The organism is Roseiarcus fermentans (genome assembly GCF_003315135.1).
GTDB lineage: Bacteria > Pseudomonadota > Alphaproteobacteria > Rhizobiales > Beijerinckiaceae > Roseiarcus > Roseiarcus fermentans.
The window spans coordinates 29,279-48,381 of sequence record NZ_QNRK01000011.1 but is presented as its reverse complement, the minus strand read 5'-3'; the positions used below and the strand labels follow the sequence as shown (position 1 = coordinate 48,381).

The 19,103-nt window shown below is 71.2% G+C and carries 20 protein-coding genes; 10 read left to right on the top strand and 10 right to left on the bottom strand.

Going from position 1 to position 19,103, the window contains the following annotated elements; translation table 11 throughout:
• The first annotated feature begins 90 nt into the window (after positions 1 to 90).
• Complete coding sequence (locus DFR50_RS11440; RefSeq protein WP_113889344.1) at positions 91 to 522, top strand: CBS domain-containing protein; 432 nt, start codon at positions 91 to 93, stop codon at positions 520 to 522.
• Positions 523 to 535: 13 nt separating this feature from the next.
• Here the strand turns inward: DFR50_RS11440 and DFR50_RS11435 are convergent, their stop codons facing one another.
• The 3 genes from DFR50_RS11435 to folE form a co-directional block, all read right to left on the bottom strand.
• On the bottom strand, positions 536 to 1,531 hold the full coding sequence (locus DFR50_RS11435; protein WP_113889343.1) for a patatin-like phospholipase family protein: 996 nt from the start codon (positions 1,529 to 1,531) through the stop codon (positions 536 to 538).
• Positions 1,532 to 1,686: 155 nt separating this feature from the next.
• Positions 1,687 to 2,100, bottom strand: a complete 414-nt coding sequence (gene hisI / locus DFR50_RS11430; protein ID WP_113889342.1) for a phosphoribosyl-AMP cyclohydrolase — start codon at positions 2,098 to 2,100, stop codon at positions 1,687 to 1,689.
• Positions 2,097 to 2,723 carry a GTP cyclohydrolase I FolE gene (gene folE / locus DFR50_RS11425; RefSeq protein WP_113889341.1) on the bottom strand — a complete coding sequence of 209 codons (627 nt, stop codon included), beginning with the start codon at positions 2,721 to 2,723 and terminating at the stop codon, positions 2,097 to 2,099. The genes hisI and folE overlap by 4 nt, the downstream gene beginning before the upstream one ends.
• A gap of 101 nt (positions 2,724 to 2,824) precedes the next feature.
• On the opposite strand from folE, the gene DFR50_RS11420 reads away from it, so the two are divergent.
• The 5 genes from DFR50_RS11420 (at position 2,825) to DFR50_RS11400 (ending at position 5,180) form a co-directional block, all read left to right on the top strand.
• Positions 2,825 to 3,277 carry an iron-sulfur cluster assembly scaffold protein gene (locus tag DFR50_RS11420; protein ID WP_113889340.1) on the top strand — a complete coding sequence of 151 codons (453 nt, stop codon included), beginning with the start codon at positions 2,825 to 2,827 and terminating at the stop codon, positions 3,275 to 3,277.
• Positions 3,274 to 3,573 carry a membrane protein insertion efficiency factor YidD gene (gene yidD, locus DFR50_RS11415; protein ID WP_113889339.1) on the top strand — a complete coding sequence of 100 codons (300 nt, stop codon included), beginning with the start codon at positions 3,274 to 3,276 and terminating at the stop codon, positions 3,571 to 3,573. Before DFR50_RS11420 ends, yidD begins: the two co-directional genes overlap by 4 nt.
• Before the next feature lie 71 nt (positions 3,574 to 3,644).
• A complete protein-coding gene (gene ribH / locus DFR50_RS11410; RefSeq protein WP_113889338.1) occupies positions 3,645 to 4,136 on the top strand; it encodes a 6,7-dimethyl-8-ribityllumazine synthase in 492 nt (163 codons plus the stop codon).
• On the top strand, positions 4,133 to 4,603 hold the full coding sequence (nusB, locus tag DFR50_RS11405) for a transcription antitermination factor NusB (RefSeq protein WP_113889337.1): 471 nt from the start codon (positions 4,133 to 4,135) through the stop codon (positions 4,601 to 4,603). Before ribH ends, nusB begins: the two co-directional genes overlap by 4 nt.
• Positions 4,604 to 4,793: 190 nt before the next feature.
• Positions 4,794 to 5,180, top strand: coding sequence for a hypothetical protein (locus DFR50_RS11400; protein WP_113889336.1), 387 nt, complete (start codon positions 4,794 to 4,796; stop codon positions 5,178 to 5,180).
• A 28-nt stretch (positions 5,181 to 5,208) separates the two neighbouring features.
• On the opposite strand, the gene DFR50_RS11395 is transcribed toward DFR50_RS11400, so the two are convergent.
• The 6 genes from DFR50_RS11395 to DFR50_RS11365 form a co-directional block, all read right to left on the bottom strand.
• The gene (locus DFR50_RS11395) at positions 5,209 to 5,916 is read right to left on the bottom strand and encodes an NUDIX hydrolase (RefSeq protein ID WP_210208865.1); all 708 of its coding nucleotides are present in this window, start codon (positions 5,914 to 5,916) and stop codon (positions 5,209 to 5,211) included.
• Positions 5,913 to 6,326 (bottom strand): DUF983 domain-containing protein, encoded by a 414-nt coding sequence (locus tag DFR50_RS11390; protein WP_113889334.1) that lies wholly within the window; start codon positions 6,324 to 6,326, stop codon positions 5,913 to 5,915. Before DFR50_RS11390 ends, DFR50_RS11395 begins: the two co-directional genes overlap by 4 nt.
• A complete protein-coding gene (gene rnr, locus DFR50_RS11385) occupies positions 6,323 to 8,602 on the bottom strand; it encodes a ribonuclease R (RefSeq protein ID WP_245427644.1) in 2,280 nt (759 codons plus the stop codon). The genes DFR50_RS11390 and rnr overlap by 4 nt, the downstream gene beginning before the upstream one ends.
• 190 nt (positions 8,603 to 8,792) lie before the next feature.
• Positions 8,793 to 10,259, bottom strand: a complete 1,467-nt coding sequence (xylB, locus tag DFR50_RS11375; protein WP_113889332.1) for a xylulokinase — start codon at positions 10,257 to 10,259, stop codon at positions 8,793 to 8,795.
• Between the two features lie 48 nt (positions 10,260 to 10,307).
• Positions 10,308 to 10,658: a hypothetical protein gene (locus DFR50_RS11370; RefSeq protein ID WP_113889331.1), complete on the bottom strand. Its 351-nt coding sequence runs from the start codon at positions 10,656 to 10,658 to the stop codon at positions 10,308 to 10,310.
• A gap of 472 nt (positions 10,659 to 11,130) precedes the next feature.
• The gene (locus tag DFR50_RS11365; protein ID WP_113889330.1) at positions 11,131 to 12,126 is read right to left on the bottom strand and encodes a glycosyltransferase family 2 protein; all 996 of its coding nucleotides are present in this window, start codon (positions 12,124 to 12,126) and stop codon (positions 11,131 to 11,133) included.
• A gap of 260 nt (positions 12,127 to 12,386) precedes the next feature.
• On the opposite strand from DFR50_RS11365, the gene DFR50_RS11360 reads away from it, so the two are divergent.
• From DFR50_RS11360 to DFR50_RS11345, 4 genes are read left to right on the top strand one after another with little or no spacing between them, the layout of a single operon-like run.
• Positions 12,387 to 13,637, top strand: coding sequence for a sarcosine oxidase subunit beta family protein (locus DFR50_RS11360; RefSeq protein WP_113889441.1), 1,251 nt, complete (start codon positions 12,387 to 12,389; stop codon positions 13,635 to 13,637).
• A gap of 7 nt (positions 13,638 to 13,644) precedes the next feature.
• Positions 13,645 to 13,941 (top strand): sarcosine oxidase subunit delta, encoded by a 297-nt coding sequence (locus DFR50_RS11355; RefSeq protein ID WP_113889329.1) that lies wholly within the window; start codon positions 13,645 to 13,647, stop codon positions 13,939 to 13,941.
• Positions 13,938 to 16,943 carry a sarcosine oxidase subunit alpha family protein gene (locus DFR50_RS11350; RefSeq protein ID WP_113889328.1) on the top strand — a complete coding sequence of 1,002 codons (3,006 nt, stop codon included), beginning with the start codon at positions 13,938 to 13,940 and terminating at the stop codon, positions 16,941 to 16,943. The genes DFR50_RS11355 and DFR50_RS11350 overlap by 4 nt, the downstream gene beginning before the upstream one ends.
• Positions 16,936 to 17,505 carry a sarcosine oxidase subunit gamma gene (locus DFR50_RS11345; RefSeq protein WP_113889327.1) on the top strand — a complete coding sequence of 190 codons (570 nt, stop codon included), beginning with the start codon at positions 16,936 to 16,938 and terminating at the stop codon, positions 17,503 to 17,505. Before DFR50_RS11350 ends, DFR50_RS11345 begins: the two co-directional genes overlap by 8 nt.
• An 835-nt stretch (positions 17,506 to 18,340) precedes the next feature.
• Here DFR50_RS11345 and DFR50_RS11340 read toward each other — a convergent pair.
• A complete protein-coding gene (locus DFR50_RS11340) occupies positions 18,341 to 19,027 on the bottom strand; it encodes an HAD-IA family hydrolase (RefSeq protein ID WP_113889326.1) in 687 nt (228 codons plus the stop codon).
• Between the last annotated feature and the right edge of the window lie 76 nt (positions 19,028 to 19,103).

The following is a 19,103-nucleotide window of genomic DNA, read 5'->3' as shown; positions in this document are numbered from 1 at the left end:
GGCGCCCGATTTGATCTTGATCAAATTTCGTCGCCGTCGCATCCTCCCGGGCAAGGGCCGAACACAAGGCCGCCTTCAAGGGAGAACGGAATGACAGTCGCGCGCATTCTCGCCGAAAAGGGGCGCGAGGTCTTCACGACTCCGCCCCACCGCACGCTTCGCGAGACGGTCGAAACCCTCGCCGAGAAAGGCGTCGGCGCGGTGGTCGTCGCCGACGCCGCGATGAGCGTGCTGGGCATCCTGTCGGAACGCGACATCGTGCGGGCGCTGGCTCGCCACGGCGCGGCCGCCCTCGACGACCCCGCGTCGCGCCACATGACGCTGAAGGTCACCACCGTCGGACGCGAGGCCAGCATCGACCAGATCATGGAGATCATGACGGAAGGCCGTTTCCGCCATCTCCCGGTGGTCGAGGACGGACGGCTGATCGGCATCGTGTCGATCGGCGACGTGGTCAAGCGCCACATCAGCGCGATCGACGGCGAGCGGCAGGCGCTGCGCCAATATATCGCGACGCCCTGAGGCGCGCGGGCGGTCAGGTCGCCGGCGTCTCGATCCGCGGGGTTTCGATGCGCTCGGCGATCTCGGCCGCCGCCTTGCGTACGGCCTCGCGGCCGATCGCGATCAGCTCGTCGGCGCGGTTGAACTCGAACATGCCGATCTTGCCGACCTTGAGCTGCACGAGCGCGTCGGGCGGGTCGCCGGCGAGGCGCGAGCGCATGATGCGGTCCTGCAGGATGTCGAAGGCGTTGACCATCACGGTCATCAGGCCGGGCGGCGCGGCTTCGGGATCGGATGCGCGGGGGGCGCTGCGCCACCATCGCGCGATGACGCCGCCGGCGTCGTTGGCGGGTTCGGCGAGCGCCGGGTGCGGCTCCACCTGCCCGAACGGATGCTGGATGGCGGTGCCGCGTCCCGCGCTGTCGCTCGAGATGTTGAACGCGATCACCCGCTCGGCGCCGAGCGCCCTGGCGACGCTGACCGGCACCGGATTGACGATCGCGCCGTCGAACAGCCAGCGGCCTTCGACCCGCACCGGCTCGAACACGCCGGGGAGCGCGTAGGACGCCCGGATCGCCTCGGTGAGCAGGCCGCGCTGCAGCCAGATCTCGTGTCCGCCGCCGATCTCGGTCGCGACGGCGGCGAAGCGGATCGGCAGATCCTCGATGCGAACGCCGCCGAGTTCCGCCTCGAGCTTGGCGCGCAGGCGCTCGCCGCCGATCAGGCCTCCGCCGACGAACGAGACATCGATCAGACCGAGCATGCGCCGCCGGGTCAGCGACCGGGCGAAGTCCTCGAGCATGGGAAGCCTGCCCGAGGCGTAGCAGCCGCCGACCAGCGCGCCGATGGAGGATCCGACCACGATCTCCGGGACGATCCCGATGGCGGCGAGTTCCTGAAGCGCGCCGATGTGCGCCCAGCCGCGCGCCGCCCCCGCTCCGAGCACGAGGCCGATTTTCGCCGCCCGGCCGCGCGCCGCGGTCGTCACGACGGGCTCGGATTCGCTCTTCCAGTACTGGGTCCAGATCATTGCCGGCGGCCCCGAGACAGATTTCGACAGCCCCCTCGGCCTCTCTCCCAAAACGTACGGCCGCGCCCGGAGTTTCACCAGAAAATTCGCGCCGCGCGATTCCCTCGCCGGTCGCCCTGCGGCGTCGGCGTCAGTTCCAGCCGAATCGGCGGATTTCAACCGCTTCCGGTCGTCCCGACGAAGGTCAGGCGCGGACCGGCGGGGCCGGTCTCGATCCTTCGATAGAAGCACGAGCGCCGTCCGGTGTGGCAGGCGCCGCCGTCGCCCCCGACCGCGACGAAGGCCAGAAAGGCGTCCTGATCGCAGTCGACCCGCATCTCGATCAGCCGCTGCGTCTGGCCGGAGGTGTCGCCCTTGCGCCACAAGGCGCCGCGCGAACGCGACCAGTAATGCACCACGCCGGTCGCGAGCGTCGCCGCGAGCGCCTCGGCGTTCATGTGCGCGACCATCAGCACCTCGCCCCGCCCGGCGTCGATCGTCACGCAGGTCGCGAGCCCGTCGGCGCCGAATTTCGGCTGGAAGGCGAGACCCTCTTCGCGATCGTGGGCTCCGCTCGAGGCGGGGCTCACCTCGCGCCGCGCAGCAGGCCGAGGAAGCGGGTCTGCTGGTCCGGGTCGTCGCGGAACACGCCGCCGAACTGGGTGGTCACGGTGGACGTCCCGTGCTTGCGCACGCCGCGCATCGCCATGCAGGTGTGCTCGGCCTCGAGCATCACCGCGACGCCGCGCGTCTCCAGCGTCTCCTCGATCGCCTCGACGATCTGGGCCGACAGCGCCTCCTGGGTCTGCAGCCGCCGGGCGAAGGTGTCGACGATGCGCGCGAACTTCGACAGGCCGACCACCCCGCCCTTGGGGTAATAGCCGATGTGCGCCTTGCCGAAGACCGGCAGGATATGGTGCTCGCAGTGCGAAACGAAGGCGATGTCGCGGACGAGGACCAGGTCCTTGTAGCCCGACACCTCGCGGAACACCCGCTTCAGGGGCTTGACCGCATCCTCGCGGTAGCCCCCGAACAGTTCCTCGTAGGCCTTGGCGACGCGGCGCGGCGTGTCGATCAGCCCCTCGCGGTCCGGGTCGTCGCCGGCCCAGGCGATCAGGGTCCTGACCGCCGCCTCCGCCTGTTCTCGACTCGGGCGCCCGGCCGGATGCGCCGGAGCGGTCGCGGCCGGCTTCAATTTGACGACCTCGTACATCAGCGATTCCTTGGCGGCGCGACCGAGCTCGAGGCTCGCTTCCGCGCGGCTTCGACCCTATATAGAATGGAACCGAACCTGCGCCACCCTGTCAACCCATCATGCTGGACGACATCTACAGCCGGCGCGTGCTGGAACTCGCCGCCGACATTCCCCGGCTCGGCCGGCTCCCCGCTCCCGACGCGACCGCCAAGGCGCACTCGCGGTTGTGCGGGTCGACGGTCGTCGTCGACCTCGTGGTCGAGCACGGCCGGGTGGTCGACTTCGCCCACGACGTGAGGGCCTGCGCCCTCGGACAGGCCTCCGCGTCGCTGATGGCGCGTCACGTGATCGGCGCGACGACCGAGGACCTGCTGGCGCTGCGCGACACCATGACCCGGATGCTGAAGCAGAACGGGCCGCCGCCGGACGGCGCGTGGGCGGACTTCGCCGCGCTCGAGCCGGTGCGCGCCTATCGCGCGCGCCACGCCTCGACGCTTCTCACTTTCGACGCGGTCGCCGACGCCCTCGGCCAGATCGCGCGCAAGGCCGCCGCGGCGGCCGCGGCGCCATGACGGCGCTCGCGCTTGCGCCGCGGCGGGCGGCGCACGCGGCGATCCGGTTCTACCAGCTCACGCTGTCGAGTCTCTTCGGCCGGCAGTGCCGCTACCTTCCCACCTGCTCGTCGTACGCCGACGAGGCGATCGCCCGTCACGGCCTGTGGGCAGGGGCCTGGATGGGAACCGCGCGCATCTGCCGCTGCCACCCCTGGGGCGGTTCGGGCTTCGACCCGATTCCGCAGACGATTCCCGCCGGCGCCTCGTGGGCGCGGCCATGGGCGTACGGGCGCTGGCGCTTCCGCTGCGCGTGAGCGCCTTGCCTCGGCGGCGTCCGGCCTTTAAGGACGGGCGGCATTCCGACAGGCAAGAGAGACCGTTCAGCATGGCCGAGCCCAGCCGCGCCGCATCCGCATCCGCGCCCCGTATCGAAGGCGGGCGCTTCCTGATCGTCGAGGCGCGGTTCTACGACGCCGTCAGCGCGGAGCTTCTCGCGGGCGCCACCCGCGCCCTCGACGCCGCCGGCGCGTCCTACGACCTCGTGAGCGTGGCGGGCGCGCTCGAGATTCCGACCGGCCTCGCCATTGCGTTCGACGCCGCCGCTTCCGCCGGCCGTCCCTACGACGGCGCGATCGCGCTCGGCTGCGTCGTGCGCGGAGAGACCTTTCACTTCGAGATCGTCGCGGGCGAATCGTCCCGGGCGCTGATGGATCTGTCCGTGCAACGCAAGCTCGCGCTCGGCAACGGCATCCTCACCACCGAGACTCTCGCCCAGGCCCACGAGCGCGCCGATCCGGCGCGCGGCGACAAGGGCGGCGACGCCGCCCGCGCGGCGATCGGACTGGCCCTCCTCAGGCGGAGGGCGGCGGGACAATGAAGCTCAGGAAGTCCGACCTCCGCTCGGCGGCGCGCCTCGCGGCCTCCCAGGCGCTCTATCAGATGGAGGTGGCCGAGAAGGGGATCAACGACATCCTCGCCGAGTTCGAGGCGCACTGGATCGGACAGGAGATCGAAGGCGACGCCTACAATCCGGCCGAGCTGGAATTCTTCCGCGACGTCGTCTCGGGGGTGCTGCGCGAGCAGCAGCCGATCGACCGCGGTCTCGATCAGACGCTGGCCGCCGGCTGGCCGTTGCGCCGGGTGGAAGCGCTGATGCGGGCCATTCTGCGCGCGGCGTACTACGAGCTGCGCAGCCGGAGCGACGTGCCCGCGCGCGTCGTCGTCACGGAATATGTCGACGTCGCCGCGGCCTTCTTCGGGCCGGACGAGTGCGGCATGATCAACGCGGTTCTCGATGCGCTCGCGCGGCAGACGCGCCCGGCGGAATTCGCGCCGAACCGCTAGCCGGACCGGGCCGCGGCGATCGAATTGTCTGCTGCGTCACACGTCTCGCGCATTGGCCGCGGAATGGCCGCGGATCCATTTGGGCGTCTGTTTACTTTGTGTTAATGATAACGAATCAAAGTCAGTTGCGTTTCGTGTCTGCAATTCCGCAGCCTCCGGGCTGCGGCAGGATCGAGCCGGGATTGCCGCGATGCTGTTGACGAATGAAGCATTCTCGGGACTGCAGCAGTGGTCCGAGCCCCTCATCTACGACCGCCTGTCGGCGGCGTATGGCAGGCTGCTGACGGACGGTGCGCTCGCCCATCGCCTGGCGCGCCTTCATGCCCCGGTCTGGCGCGCCCTGATCGCCGGAGACATGCCCGCGTTCGAGGCCCTGCGCGCGGCGCTCGCGCCGGCGCTGCGCGAAGCGGGCCTCGTCGGCGACCATCTCGCCTGGGTCGACGCGGAGATCATGACCGAGCTCATCGACGTCGTCGACTCGCGCTACACCCGGTCGCAGCGCACGGCGACCGCCTATCGCCTCGCGCTGGCGGAGGTCGCCCGCCGGCTGCGGCCGGCGGTTCGCGCCGCGGCGTGATCTGGCGCACGGGGCCGTCCGATTCCGCTCACAGTTCCTCGCGCAGCCGCTTGCCGCGCAACTCGCGATAAAATGGACGCGGGCGCCGGCGGTCGAGGCCGGTTTCGAGCGCCGCGGTCAGGTCGTCGAGCGCCAGCCGGGTGATCTGCGGCAGGTCCAGGTCGCGGGCCTGCGCCAGAGGCGTCCAGACCAGTTCCACCAGCTCGGCCTCCGGATGGACGACGCCCTCGACGCGCCGCGCGACCGCGCCCGCGTCGACGACCAGGAAGCGCGCGTCGAAGCGCCGCGTCCGCCCGGGCGGGGTGATCGCGCGCGCCAGGAAATCGATCGCGTCCAGCGCCGGATAGACTCCGGCCTCGGCGAAGCGCGCCCAGGCGCCCGGCGGCGGGTCCTCCGGGGCGCCCCAATCGCCGACGCCGACCGCGAGTCCCGTCTCCTCGAAGGTCTCGCGGATCGCCGCGAGGGCGATCGCGCGCGCAAACGCCGGCGACGGGCGGGGCACGCGCAGGTTGAGCTTCTCCTCGACGAACGGGTCGAGCGCGCCGGCCGCCGCCATGCGCCGGTCCTCGGGCTCGACCCGGCCGCCCGGGAAGACGAACTTGCCCGGCATGAAGGCGTGGCCGTCGTGCCGACGGCCCATCAGCACCTTCGGCTCGGACCCTTCGGAATCGACGATGATCAGGGTCGCCGCGTCGCGCGGACGCAGCCCCCGTCCCGAACCGGCGCTCGAACTCACGTCTCCTCGCCCCCGAACCCATGCATGCCCAGCGCCCACTGCGAACCGACCACGGCGCCCTTCATCCGCGGCAGCAGCGCGAGGCTCGTCGCCGTGGCGACGGCGAGCCAGACCAGGATGGTCGCCGTCAGCGACGCGCCCGGCCAGACGTCGTCCGACATCAGGATTCCGGCGCCGGCCACGTGGCATACGATCAGCAGGGTCAGATAGGCCGGCGCGTCGTCGGCGCGGGCGTGGCTCAGGTCTTCGCCGCACACCCTGCAGGTCGTGTCGAGCGCGAGATAGCCGCGGAACAGGCGACCGCGCCCGCAGGCCGGGCAACGCCCGAGAAGTCCGCGCTTGACCGCCTCGCCGAGCCGGCGCTGCCGGCGCGGCGGACCGAAGGCGCGGAAGCCGGACATGTCGTTCATCGCCGTGCGCCCCGGCGGACGGGCTTGCGCTCGCTCGGTTCGCTGCGCGCGCGGCGCAATCGCCGCGGCGCCTCCTCGCCCCCGGCGGCGACGATCTCGAAGCGCAGCGCCCCGGCGAAGGGCGCCGCCTCGACGAGGCGGGCGCGCACCGTGTCGCCGAGCCGGTAGGTCACGCCGCTGCGCGTCCCGACCAGCGCCCGGATCCCCTCCTCGAAGCGAAAATAGTCGTCGCCGAGGGTGGCCGCCGGGACGAAGCCGTCGGCCCCGGATTCGGCGAGCTTGACGAACAGGCCGACGCGGGTGACCCCGGCGACGCGGGCCTCGAACACGGCGCCGACCCGGTCGGCGAGATGCGCCGCCACCAGCCGGTCGACCGTCTCGCGCTCGGCCGCCATGGCGCGCCGCTCGGCCGCGGAGATGTGCTCGGCGATCTGCGCCAGTTCTCCGGCGCGCATGTCCTGAAGCCCGCCCTCGCCGAGACCCAGCGCGCGGATCAGCGCCCGGTGCGCCACGAGATCGGCGTAGCGGCGGATCGGCGAGGTGAAATGGGCGTAACGCCTGAGGTTCAATCCGAAATGGCCGTAGTTCTCGTGACTGTATTCGGCCTGCGCCTGGGCGCGCAGCACGACCTCGTTGACCAGCGCCTCGACTCCCTGGCCCTTCACCCGGCCGAGCACGCCGTTGAAGTGGGAGGGGCGGACCCGGTCGCCGCGCGCCAGCTTGACCCCGATGGTGCCGAGGAACTCGACGAGATCGTTGAGCTTCTCGACGCTCGGCGAGTCATGGGCGCGGTACAGCAGAGGCGAATGCTGCGCTTCCAGCGTCTCCGCGGCGGCGACGTTGGCGAGGATCATGAACTCCTCGATCAGCCGGTGGGCGTCGAGCCGTTCCGGCCAGCGCACCGAGGCGAGCCGACCCTGCGCGTCGAGCAGGAGTTTGCGCTCGGGCAGGTCGAGATCGAGCGGATCGCGCCGCTCGCGCTCGATCTTCACCGCGGCGTGCGCCGCCCAGAGCGGCTTCAGGACCGGGTCGAGCAGGGGCGCCGTCGTCTCGTCCGTCCGCCCGTCGATCGCCGCCTGCGCCTGCTCGTAGGAGAGCTTCGCCGCCGACCGCATCATGACGCGATGAAAGCGGTGCGAGCGCTTCCGCCCGTCGGCGCCGAGGATCATCCGCACCGCGAGCGCCGGCCGGTCCTCGAGCGGACGCAGCGAGCAGAGGTCGTTTGAGATGCGCTCGGGCAGCATCGGCACGACGCGATCGGGGAAATACACCGAGTTGCCGCGCTCGAGCGCGTCGCGGTCGAGCGCTGCGCCGGGCCGGACGTAGGCCGCGACATCGGCGATGGCGACGGTGACGACGAAGCCGCCGGCGTTGGCCGGATCGGGGTCCGGCGCGGCGTGAACGGCGTCGTCATGGTCCTTGGCGTCGGGCGGGTCGATGGTGACGAGCGGCAGGCTCCGCCAGTCTTCGCGCGGGGCTTCGAGCCGGACCGGACGGGCGGTCTCGGCCTCGTTCAGCGCCGCGGGGGAAAACACGAACGGGATGTGATGCTGGGCGAGCGCGATCAGGCTCACCGCCTTTTCCGATTTGACCGAGCCGATCGATTCGACAACGCGCGCGTTGGGAGGACCGAAGCGCGTGGCCCGCAGCGGCTCGATGGCGACGAGATCGCCGTCCTCAGCCCCTTCCGCGAAAGCGGCCGGCACGAAGAACTCGCGCTGCGCCGCCCGCTTCTCGACCGGCAGCGCCCGCCCCGAGCCGTCCTCCGCCCGGCGGAACACGGCGAAGGTGCGCGCCTTCAGCTTCTCCAGAATCTTGACGACGCGCCCGGTATAGGCCGGTTCCTTGCCCGTCGCGTCGGGGTTGAACTCGATCCGCATCAGCACGCGGGCGCCGAGGCCGGGCGCGGGCGCGGAATCGCGTTTCACCCGCGAACGGCGGATCAGGATGCGCGGCGCCGGCCCCTCGTCGTCCCATTCGACGGGTTTGGCCACAAGTTCGCCGTCGCGGTCGCGCTCGGCGACGTCCGCGACCACGAGCGACGGCAGCCGCCCCTGCGCCTGCAGGCTCTTGCGGCCGCGCGCGATCGCGCCCTCGCTCTGCAGATCCTTGATCAGGAGCTTCAGCCCGGCCTTCGCCTCGCCCGTGACGCCGAAGGCGCGCGCGATGTCGCGCTTGGTCACCCGCGCGGGCGGCTTCTCGCCGTTGGGCGCCGGGGCGCCGCCGATGAAGGCGATCACCTCCTCGCGCGACGGCAACGCGCTTCTCGGGGGCACCGGGGGCCTCCGGTGCGGGACAGGTTTGGACAAGGGGATTCGAACTCGGCTCAGGTGCTACAAAGCTAGTCGTCCGGGGGGCGGGTTACAAGCAAGGGACGGCGGAGCTTTTGTCCGCCGGGGCGGCGCCGACGCGGACCCGTCCGGCGGCATCGGGCTTTTCGCGCGCGAGGCCCCGGGCGAAAAGCGCTCAGCCGCGCCGCTGGAACTCCGGCTTGACCGCCGAATACAGCGCCTTGAACCGCTCGCGCTGCCGCGCGAACGCCTCTGCGAGGCGGGGATCGGGTTCGGTCACGTCGGCGACCTCGGGCGGCCTGCACACCTCCCCGGGCGCTTCGCCAGTCGCCGCGAGTCGGGCGAGGCGCGCCGCGCCGAAGGCCGGGCCGGTCTCTCCGCCCTTCCTGCGCACGACCGTGAAGCCGGTCGCCGCCGCGATCATCCTCGCCCACAGCGCGCTCTTCGCGCCGCCGCCGATCAGGCTGACGCGCCCGACTGAGGCGCTCGCGGCGCAGAGGCAGTCGCGCGCCTCGGCAAGCGTCAGCGCCACGCCCTCCATGACGGCGCGGGCGACGTCGGCCCGAGAAGTCGTCTCGGTCATGCCGAACAGCACGCCGCGCGCGTCGGGGTCGTCGAGCGGCGTCCGCTCGCCCGATAGGTAGGGCAGGAACATCAGTTCGGCCGGACCGAGATAGCTGTCCGCCGCCTCGCGCTCGAGCGCCTCGGGCGAGGAGCCGACGAGGCGCGCCGCGAAGGCGAGGGCGCCGGCGCCGTTCAGCATCGCCGCCATGGCGTACCAGCGGCTCGGCAGCGCGTGGGCGAAGCTGTGGACCAGTCTTTCCGGCGCAGCGAGGTAGCGTTCGGTCGCGACCACGAGTTGGGTCGCCGTGCCGAGCGAGATGAAGGCCTCGCCGGCCGCGATCGCGCCGAGTCCGATCGCGCCGACCGCGGCGTCCCCTCCGCCCGCGGCGACGATCGCGCCGGCCGGCAGGCGGAAATCCTCGGCCGCCGCCCGGCGGAGCGATCCAACCGCGTCCGACCCCTCGTGGAGGCGGGGCGCCCAGGCGGCGTCGGCGCGGCAGGCGGCGAACGCTTCCGGCGACCATCGTCGCTGCGCCTCGTCGAGCAGCCACTGGCCGGCCGCGTCGCTCATGTCCGTTCCTCGCTCGCCGGTCAGCGCGAGACGCAGATAGTCCTTGGGAGCGAGCACGCAGCCGATCCGGCTGCGAATCTCCGGCTCGTGGCGGGCGAGCCACAGGAGCTTGGGCCCCGTGAAGCCCGGCATCGGCTTGACGCCGACAACGGCGGCGAGGCGGGGGTGCTCACGGGCGAGGTCCGCCGCCTCCGCGTGAGCCCGGCCGTCGTTGTGCAGGATCGCCGGACGCAGCGGACGGTCCGCGGCGTCGAGCAGGACCGCGCCATGCATCTGCCCGGAAAACCCGATCGCCTTCACCGCGCCGACGGCTTCCGGGGCCGCGGCGCGAAGGTCGGTAATCGCGCCGGCCATCGCGGCGCGCCAGACGTCGGGGTTCTGCTCGGACCACCCCGGCCGCGGACGGTCCGGGAGATAGGCGCGCGAGGCGCTCGCGACCGCCCCGCCGCGCTCGTCGACGAGCAACGCCTTCAGCCCCGAGGTGCCACAGTCCAACCCGAGAAACATGAGATCGACGATGCGCTATCGACGGCGCGTCCGCAATCGGGAAAGAGTTCAGGCCATTCCCGGGTCCGGCTGGCTCCACGCCGCCGACGCCGGGACCGGGCGCGCGGCCGCCTGCGCTTCCCGCCCCTTCAGCCCGGCCGAACGCTCGATGATGTGGCGCAGCCCGGACAAAATCGGCATGTCGGCGCCGCGGATCGCGTCGTCCAGGCGCTCCCAGTCGCCCTCGCCCGCCTGACAGGCGAATTCGCGCACCAGTTTCGACGCCAGCAGGCCGCTCGTGACATTGCGGCCCGCCGCGTCGCGGGACAGGCGCCGCGCAAAGTCTCCGCCGATCGAAAGAACCGCCGCGCGCGCCACATGGGGATTGGCGCAGGTGTCGATGATTTCACGGACGATCATGGCTGTCCTCGCTTGGCGTGGCTTTGGCGATTCCTGCCCAAGAAGTTTGGCTTGAGCGTGACGCCCGCCTCATTTCGAATAGCGTTATCGTCGCTTTTCGGCGCATGCAAGCATTAAACTACGACTTGTCATTGATCCAGCAGAGTTAATTTTATGCGTTGCAACATATCAAGGCCAGCATTGCGCGATCAACATGGCGTCTGGCCTCGAAAGAATTATTCAGGACGGTTGAGTAAGCATCCTCGACGGACTCCTCGCCGCCCCGGGCGCTCGACTCCGGCCACCGGGGCGCAGCGCGCGCGACGGTTCGAACCGTCGCCGTCGTGTCGATTGCGAGGATGTCCCGGCGTTCGCGTCGACCCGGCAGCCCGCGCCTTGGCCGGTCGAGCGCACGCGGCGCAGTTTTTCGGGCCGGCGATCGGCTGCGAACCGGAGCGCAGGCTCGCCGGCCGCAACGGTCCGATGCGCTCGGTCAGGCCGGCCCGCGATCGCCCGACGGTCCGGCCCCGGCTTTCGCCGACGGCGCGCCCGGCGCCGTCGCGGCCCCGGTCCGCAGGTCGGCGAGCAGCAGACGGTTGCTTTCCACGAAACGCCAAAAACGGATGCGGAACAGCACGCCCGTCGCCATGAGCCGCTGACTGATCGAGTCGAGCTTGGGCGAGCGGGCGATCTTCGTCCAATGAACGAACGGCGACGCCAGAACGGCGAAGCCGCGCAGGAACCACTTCAGTCGCCCGTGCGGCTTTTCGATCGCGGCGGCATAGGCCTGCCGGGTCTCCTTGTCCCACTTCTGCGTCAGTTCGGTCCAGTTCCGCCGCCCCGGGTGGGACAGGACGACATCGTCGGCGTAGCTGAACCGGTAGTTGGCGGCGAGCGCGCGCTTGCCCCAGTCGACGTCTTCCTGCACCTGCGCCCGGAAGCCGCCGACTGCGTCGAAGATCGCCCGCGGAACGAACATGTTGCCCGACCCGGCGTAGCCCTCGACCTCGATGTAGGTCTTGAAGTTGAAGGCGAACACGCGCTCGAACGTCTCGACGTCGGTGGGGCGCGCGGGGTCCTCGTAATCGACGTCGACCCGGCCGCCGACCAACGGGGCTTTCGTCAGCGCGGCGAGCCCGCGCTCGAGCCACGTCGACGTCGGACGGCAGTCGGAATCGATGAACGCGAGGACGGCGCCCCGGGATGCGGCCACAGCCGCGTTGCGCGCCGGTCCGGCGCCCTGGATCGGCGCGGGTACGACCCGGGCGAAGGCCCCGCAAACCCGACGAACCGCCTCGAGTCCGCAGCGCGAGTTGTTGTCGGCCACCACGACCTCGAATTGATCGCGCGGCAATGTCTGCGCCGCAAGGAGTCCGATGCACCGTTCGAGGTTTTTCAGGTCGTTGTAGTGCGGGATAATGACCGAGACCGCTGGATCGACCCCGCCGTCTGCGCTGGTTGCACCGAGGGGGGAGAGAACATGGGTCATGGCGGAGCCGATACGAAATAGCGAATGTACCGATTATTGCCGTATGCTTACGATGTCAAGGACGTTTACAGGCGCGGACCTCCCTCGCGACACACGGACGCAACGCCTGTTCGCAAGCCGCGGCGACCGCGCGCCCGGTCGCCGAGGACGTCTTTCGACGCTCGCCGGCGAGGGGGAATTTCTGCGGCGGTTCCAATTTGCGCTCGCAATCGGACGCCAAACCCTTCAAAAGGTCGCCCGCGTGGAGTCGAGGCTTGGCGGTGCGGTTCTCCTTTCTCAACGTCGTTCGGCAGGCGCTGTCCAACAACGAGGGCTGGCCGGAGCAGTGGGCCAGTCCCGAGCCGAAGGCGGCTTACGACGTCGTCATCGTCGGCGGGGGCGGTCACGGCCTCGCGACCGCCTACTACCTCGCCAGCCAACTCGGCGTGGCGAATGTCGCGGTGCTCGAGAAGGGCTGGCTCGGCGGCGGCAACACCGGCCGCAACACCACGATCCTCCGCTCGAACTACCTCTGGGAGGAGTCGGCTGCTCTCTACGAACATGCGCTGAAGCTCTGGGAAGGCCTGTCGGCCGAGCTGAATTACAACGTCATGTATTCGGCGCGCGGCGTGATGATGCTCGCCCACAACGTCCATGACGTCCAGGTCATTCGCCGCCACGTCCACGCCAACCGTCTCGCCGGCGTCGACAACGCGTGGCTGACCCCGGACGAGGTCAAGGCCTTCTGCCCGATCCTCAACATTTCGCCCGACATCCGCTATCCGATCGTCGGCGCGGCGCTGCAACGGCGCGGGGGAACCGCGCGTCACGACGCGGTCGCCTGGGGCTACGCGCGCGGGGCCTCCGCGCGCGGGGTGGACATCATCCAGAATTGCGAGGTGACGGGGATCCGCCGCGACGCGGCCGGCGCCGTGGCCGGCGTCGAGACGACGCGCGGGCCGATCGCCGCGCGGAAAGTCGGCGTCGTCGCGGCCGGACACAGTTCGGTCGTCATGGCGATGGCCGGGGTGCGCATGCCGCTCGACAGCTACCCGCTTCAGGCGCTGGTCTCGGAACCGGTCAAGCCGATGATGCCCTGCGTCGTGATGTCGAACACGATCCACGCCTACATGTCGCAGTCGGACAAGGGCGAGATGGTGATCGGCGCCGGCACCGACGCCTACAATTCCTATTCCCAGACCGGCGGGCTCCACATCGCCAACCACACCCTGGAAGCGATCTGCGAACTGTTTCCGGCGGTGCGCCGCCTGCGTATGCTGCGCAACTGGGGCGGCATCGTCGACGTCACGCCCGACCGCTCGCCGATCATCGGGCTGACCGCGGTTCCCGGCCTCTACGTCAATTGCGGCTGGGGCACCGGCGGCTTCAAGGCGACGCCGGGCTCGGGCCACGTGTTCGCCCACACCATCGCCCGCGGCGAGCCGCACCGGCTCGCCGCGCCCTTCGCCCTCGACCGCTTCCGGTCGGGACGCCTGATCGACGAGGCCGCCGCGGCGGCGGTGGCGCACTGAGGCCGCGATGCTCCTGATCCCCTGTCCCTACTGCGGCATGGAAAGGCCGGAGATCGAGTTCCGCCACGGCGGCGAGGCGCATGTCGTCCGCCCGCCCGATCCTTCCGCCGTCACCGACGAGGCGTGGACCGACTATCTGTACTTCCGCTCGAACCCCAAGGGCGTCTACGCCGAGCGCTGGCGGCATGTCTCGGGCTGCGGCCGGTTCTTCAACGTCGTGCGCGACACGGTGAGCGACCGGATCCTGGCGTCCTACAGGGCGGGCGAGCCGCGGCCGGCCGCGCCTGTCGAGGCGCGCCGATGAGCCAGGCGTTTCGCGTCCCCGGCGGCGTCGCGCTCGACCGCGCCCGGCCGATCTCCTTCACCTTCGACGGCGTCGCTTACGCCGGCTACGAGGGCGACACGCTCGCCTCCGCCCTGCTCGCCAACGGGGTCCGGATCGTCGGCCGGTCGTACAAGTACCACCGCCCGCGCGGCATCGTGTCCGCCGGTCCCGAGGAGCCGAACGCGCTCGTCGGCGTCGCGCGCGGCCCCGGCCGGTTCACCCCCAACCTGCGGGCGACCGAGGTCGAGCTCACCGACGGCCTCGTCGCGACCAGCCAGAACCGCTGGCCGTCGCTGCGCTTCGATATCGGCGCGATCAGCGATCTCCTCGCGCCCTTGTTCGGCGCCGGTTTCTACTACAAGACCTTCATGGGCCCGAACTGGCTCGGTCCGAACTGGGCCTGGAAGCGGGTCTACGAGCCGGTTGTGCGCCGCGCCGCCGGCCTCGGGACGGCGCCGACCGCCCCCGACCCCGACCGCTACGCGCGTTATTTCGATCATTGCGATGTGCTGGTCGTCGGCGCCGGCGCCGCCGGCCTCGCCGCGGCGCGGGCGGCGGCGGACAGCGGCGCCGACGTCGTGCTGTGCGACGAGGCCGCCGCCCCCGGCGGCTCGCTGCTGGCCGAGACGCGGGCCACGATCGAGGGGCGGCCGGCGCGCGACTGGCTGGCCGAGACCCTTCAGGCGCTGGGCGCGGCGGCGAACGTCCGCATCCTGACCCGCACCCAGGCCTTCGGCTGCTATGCGCAGAATTTCGTCGGGTTGAGCGAACGCCTCCCCGAACCCGCCCTGATCGCCGACCCCACACTTCCGCGTGAAAGACTGTGGCAGATGCGCGCCCGCGAGGTGGTGCTGGCCGCCGGCGCGATCGAGCGCCCGCTGGTGTTCGCCGACAACGACCGGCCGGGAATCCTGCTCGCCGAATCCGCCCGTCGCTACCTCAATCTCTACGGCGTCAAGGTCGGCGAGCGCGTCGTCGTCGTCACCGCGCACGACAGCGCCTACCGCGCCGCGCTCGACCTCGCGAGCGCCGGCGTCGCCGTCGCGCTGATCGCCGATCTGCGCGACGAAGCGTCCGGGCCGCTGCCGCAGGCCGCGCGCGCCGCGGGCATCGAGGTCGCGGTCAAGGCGTCCGTCCACGCGATCAGGGGCCGCGGACGGATCGAAGCGGTGCGGCTCGCGGCGCATCCGGGGGGCATGCGGACGCTCGCCTGCGACGCGCTGCTGATGTCGGGCGGCTGGACGCCATCGGTGCATCTGTTCTCGCAGGCGCGCGGCAAGCTCGCCTTCGACGCAGGCCTCGAGGCGTTCCGGCCGGGACCGCCGGTCGCGCGCCAGCGCTCCGCCGGCGCCTGCAACGCGACGTTCGGACTTCAGGAGGCGCTCGCCGAGGGCGACGCGGCCGGACGCGCCGCCGCCGAGGCCGCGGGCCGTTCGCCGCCGGACCCACGCGCGATTCCCGTCGAAGGCGCGCCGCCCGCCGCCGGCGGGACCCTCGGCGCGCCCCTGCACGTGCTCGGCGACCGGCATGCGCGCGCCTTCGTCGATTTCCAGAACGACGTCTGCGTCAAGGACGTCGAACTGGCGATCCAGGAAGGCTACCGCTCGATCGAGCACGTCAAGCGCTACACCACGACCGGCATGGCGACCGACCAGGGCAAGCTCTCCAACATGAACGCGCTCGCCATCGCGGCGGCCGTGCGGCGCACGTCGATCCCCGAGGTCGGGCTGACCACCTTCCGGCCGCCCTATATGCCGGTGACCTTCGGCGCCTTCGCCGGCCCGGCGCGCGACGACCTGTTCGATCCCGCGCGCAGGACGCCGATCCACGCCTGGGCCGCCGAACGGGGCGCGGCCTTCGAGGATGTCGGGCAATGGAAGCGCGCCTGGTATTTTCCGCGGCGCGGCGAAGGGATGCGCGCGGCGGTGGCGCGCGAAGGCCGCACGGTGCGCGCGGGCGTCGGCCTGTTCGACGCCTCGACGCTGGGCAAGATCGAAGTCGTCGGGCGCGACGCCGCGCTCTTCCTCGAGCGCATGTACGCCAACGCCTTCAAGAAGCTCGAGGTCGGCCGCTGCCGCTACGGGCTGATGCTGACCGAGACCGGCTACCTCATGGACGACGGCGTGATCGGCCGGCTGGCGCCGGACCGTTTCCACGTCACCACCACGACCGGCGGCGCCGCGCGCGTCCTCGCCCAGATGGAGGATTATCTCCAGACCGAGTTCACCGACCTCGAGGTGTGGCTGACCTCGACCACCGAGCAATGGGCGACGATCGCCGTGCAGGGGCCGCGCGCGCGGGACACGATCGCGCCGTTCGTAGAAGGGCTGGACCTTTCCAACGCGGCCTTTCCGCACATGAGCGTGCGCGACGGCAAAGCCTGCGGGGTTCCCGCCCGGGTGATGCGGGTGAGCTTTTCCGGCGAACTCGGCTACGAGATCAACGTCGGCTCGGCTTACGGGCTCGACGTCTGGAAGGCTCTGTTCGCGGAAGCGGAGAAGCACGGCGGCTGCGCCTACGGCACCGAGACGATGCACGTGCTGCGCGCCGAGAAGGGCTACGTGATCGTCGGCCAGGAGACCGACGGGACGGTGACGCTGGCCGATCTCGGGCTCGACTGGGCGATCGGCAAGGCCAAGGCCGACTTCGTCGGCAAGCGCTCGCTCAGGCTTGCGGAGCCCGCGCGCGAAGGCCGCAAGCAGCTCGTCGGCCTCCTCACCGAGGACCCGACCGTCGTGCTCGAGGAGGGCGCGCAGGTGACGGCGACGGCGACGCCGCCGACCGGCTCCAGCGCGCTCGGCCATATCACCTCGTCCTACCCGAGCGCGACGCTCGGCCGGTCGATCGCGCTCGCGCTGGTCGCCGGCGGACGGGCGCGCGTGGGCGAAAAGCTGTTCGCCTCGACCGCGGCCGGGGCTGTCGCAGCGATCGTGACGGCGCCCTGCTTCTTCGACCCGGACGGAAAGCGCCTCCATGGCTGATCCCTGGCTGACCCCCCGCTCGCCGCTCGACGACCTGTCCCTCCCCGTGGGAGACAAATTCGCGCTCGCCGACATGCCCCCCGCCGCGCGCTTCGTCTTCAGAGGGGCCGAGGCGGCGCGCGCGGCCTGTTCGACGGCCTTCGGCGTCGCGCTGCCGAAGGCGCTCGGGGCGGCCGGGAGCGCCGGCGAGCGCGCCGCGCTCTGGCTCGGCCCCGACGAATGGTTGTTGCTCGCCGAGGGAGAGTCGGCCGAGACCGTGGCCGCGGCGATCGAGGCCGGCCTCGCGGACGTCTCTCACGCCCTCGTCGACGTGTCGCACCGGCAGGTGGCGCTCGAGGTCACCGGAAGGGACGCGGCCCGCGTCCTTTCGGCCGGCTGCCCGCTCGACCTGCGGACGAAGAGCTTTCCGGTCGGCATGGCGACCCGCACCCTGTTCGACAAGGTCGACATCACGCTGTGGCGGCGCGGCGAGACCGACTTCCGGATCGAGGTCTGGCGCTCGTTCTCGCCGTGGCTCGCCGCGGCGCTGACGGAAGCCGCGCGGGGCGCGCCGGCGGCGTAGCGGGACATTCCGGTTCCCTTCGTCCGTCCGCCCCTCCGCCGAAGCCGGGTCCGCGGACGAACGAACGGGGGCGGCCACCGCCCGGGACAGGCGCCCTCCTGATACGACCGGCCCGGGAGTCACGGTCATTGTCGTCGCCGGCCAATTGGCTGGTCAGGCTCGCGGCGGCCAGCGCGCCGTTCTGGCAGGCGACCTATCCTTTCAGAGACTTGGGCGTCCAAACCTGTCACTTTGTCACTTTGTCACTTTTCACTTTGCCGCTGCCAAGCCGGCGCCTCCCTCGCCTTCGGCAGACGGAACGCCGGGCGAAGCCCGGCAGGGCGAGGGCGCGGAACACCGGGGGCGGCGTGGCCACCCCTCACCTGGCCGCTTCGCGGCCTGTCCTCTTCCTGAGGGAGAGGGATCGAGGATCGCCCGACGACGACCCCATGAAGCGTGCATGTCGATCTCGTCAGCCATGCCATTTTCGTGGCGCTTGCGTCACCTTCTCACTTTGCGCCTCCCGAGGCGGCCGTTCGCCAGGAGCCGGACAGGGCGCCGCGGGAAGGACGGCGTCCGGCCGCCCGGGGACGGGCGCCTTCCGTCGAGCGGCGCGACCGCCGCGCTCGCCCCGGCGTTGCGGATTCGAGATGTCAAACAGCCGGCCGGGATCGCGCCGGAACGCTGCTCCGCCATTTGAACATTATGATAGAGATTTCCGTTTTTGACAATATTTTGTTTCGGCGTGTCGATTTCCCGGACGCATCCGCCGCCTTGCCGCGCGAGCCGGCGAACGGCGCCGCTGCGCCCGCGCCGCCGCGGACGTCGAAATGCGGGAACGACGCCGGCGGTCGCGCTACCGGCTCTGTGCGAGGCTGCGCCAGTCGAGCCTGCGCCAGTCGTCGACGACCGCGAGCGCGCCGACGAAGGTCTCCTGCGCGGTGTAGAGGCTCGGGCAGGCGACCACCGCAACGCCGGCGGCGACCGCCGCCAGGACGCCGTTGCGCGAATCCTCGAGCGCCAGACATTGCGCGGCCGGAAGCCCGAGCCGCGCAACCGCCAGCACATAGGCGTCGGGCGCCGGCTTCTTGGCCGCGACGTCCTCGCCGGCCACGATCGGCGAGAACAGCGCCCGCTCGTCCGGCCCGAGCGCGACGTCGAGCAGCGTCTCGACATTCACCCGGGAGGTCGTGGTGCAGATGGCGAGCCTCAAGCCGGCGTCGCGCGCCTCGGCGATCAGGTCCGCGACCCCCGGCCGCAGCGGCGCGCCGCCGCCGCGCACGATCTCCATATAAACATCGTTCTTCATCCGGTGCAGCGCGGCGATGCGCTCGGGCGGCAGCCCCAGCCCTTCCTCGGCGAGGTAGCGGGCGATGCGCTCCTTGCCGCCGGTCGTGCGCAGGAGGTCGCGGTAACGGTCGACGTCCCAGGTCCAGCCGAGCTTTTCGTTCGCGAACACCGCGTTGAACGCTGCGCGGTGCGCCTCCTCGGTTTCGGCCAGCGTGCCGTCGACATCGAAAATCAGCGCGCGAATCGGCCCCATCTGCCCTCCGTCCCATATCCCCGCGGCCCGCGGCCAGGAAACCCGTCGACAAGAGCGATAACAAACAGGGCGCGCG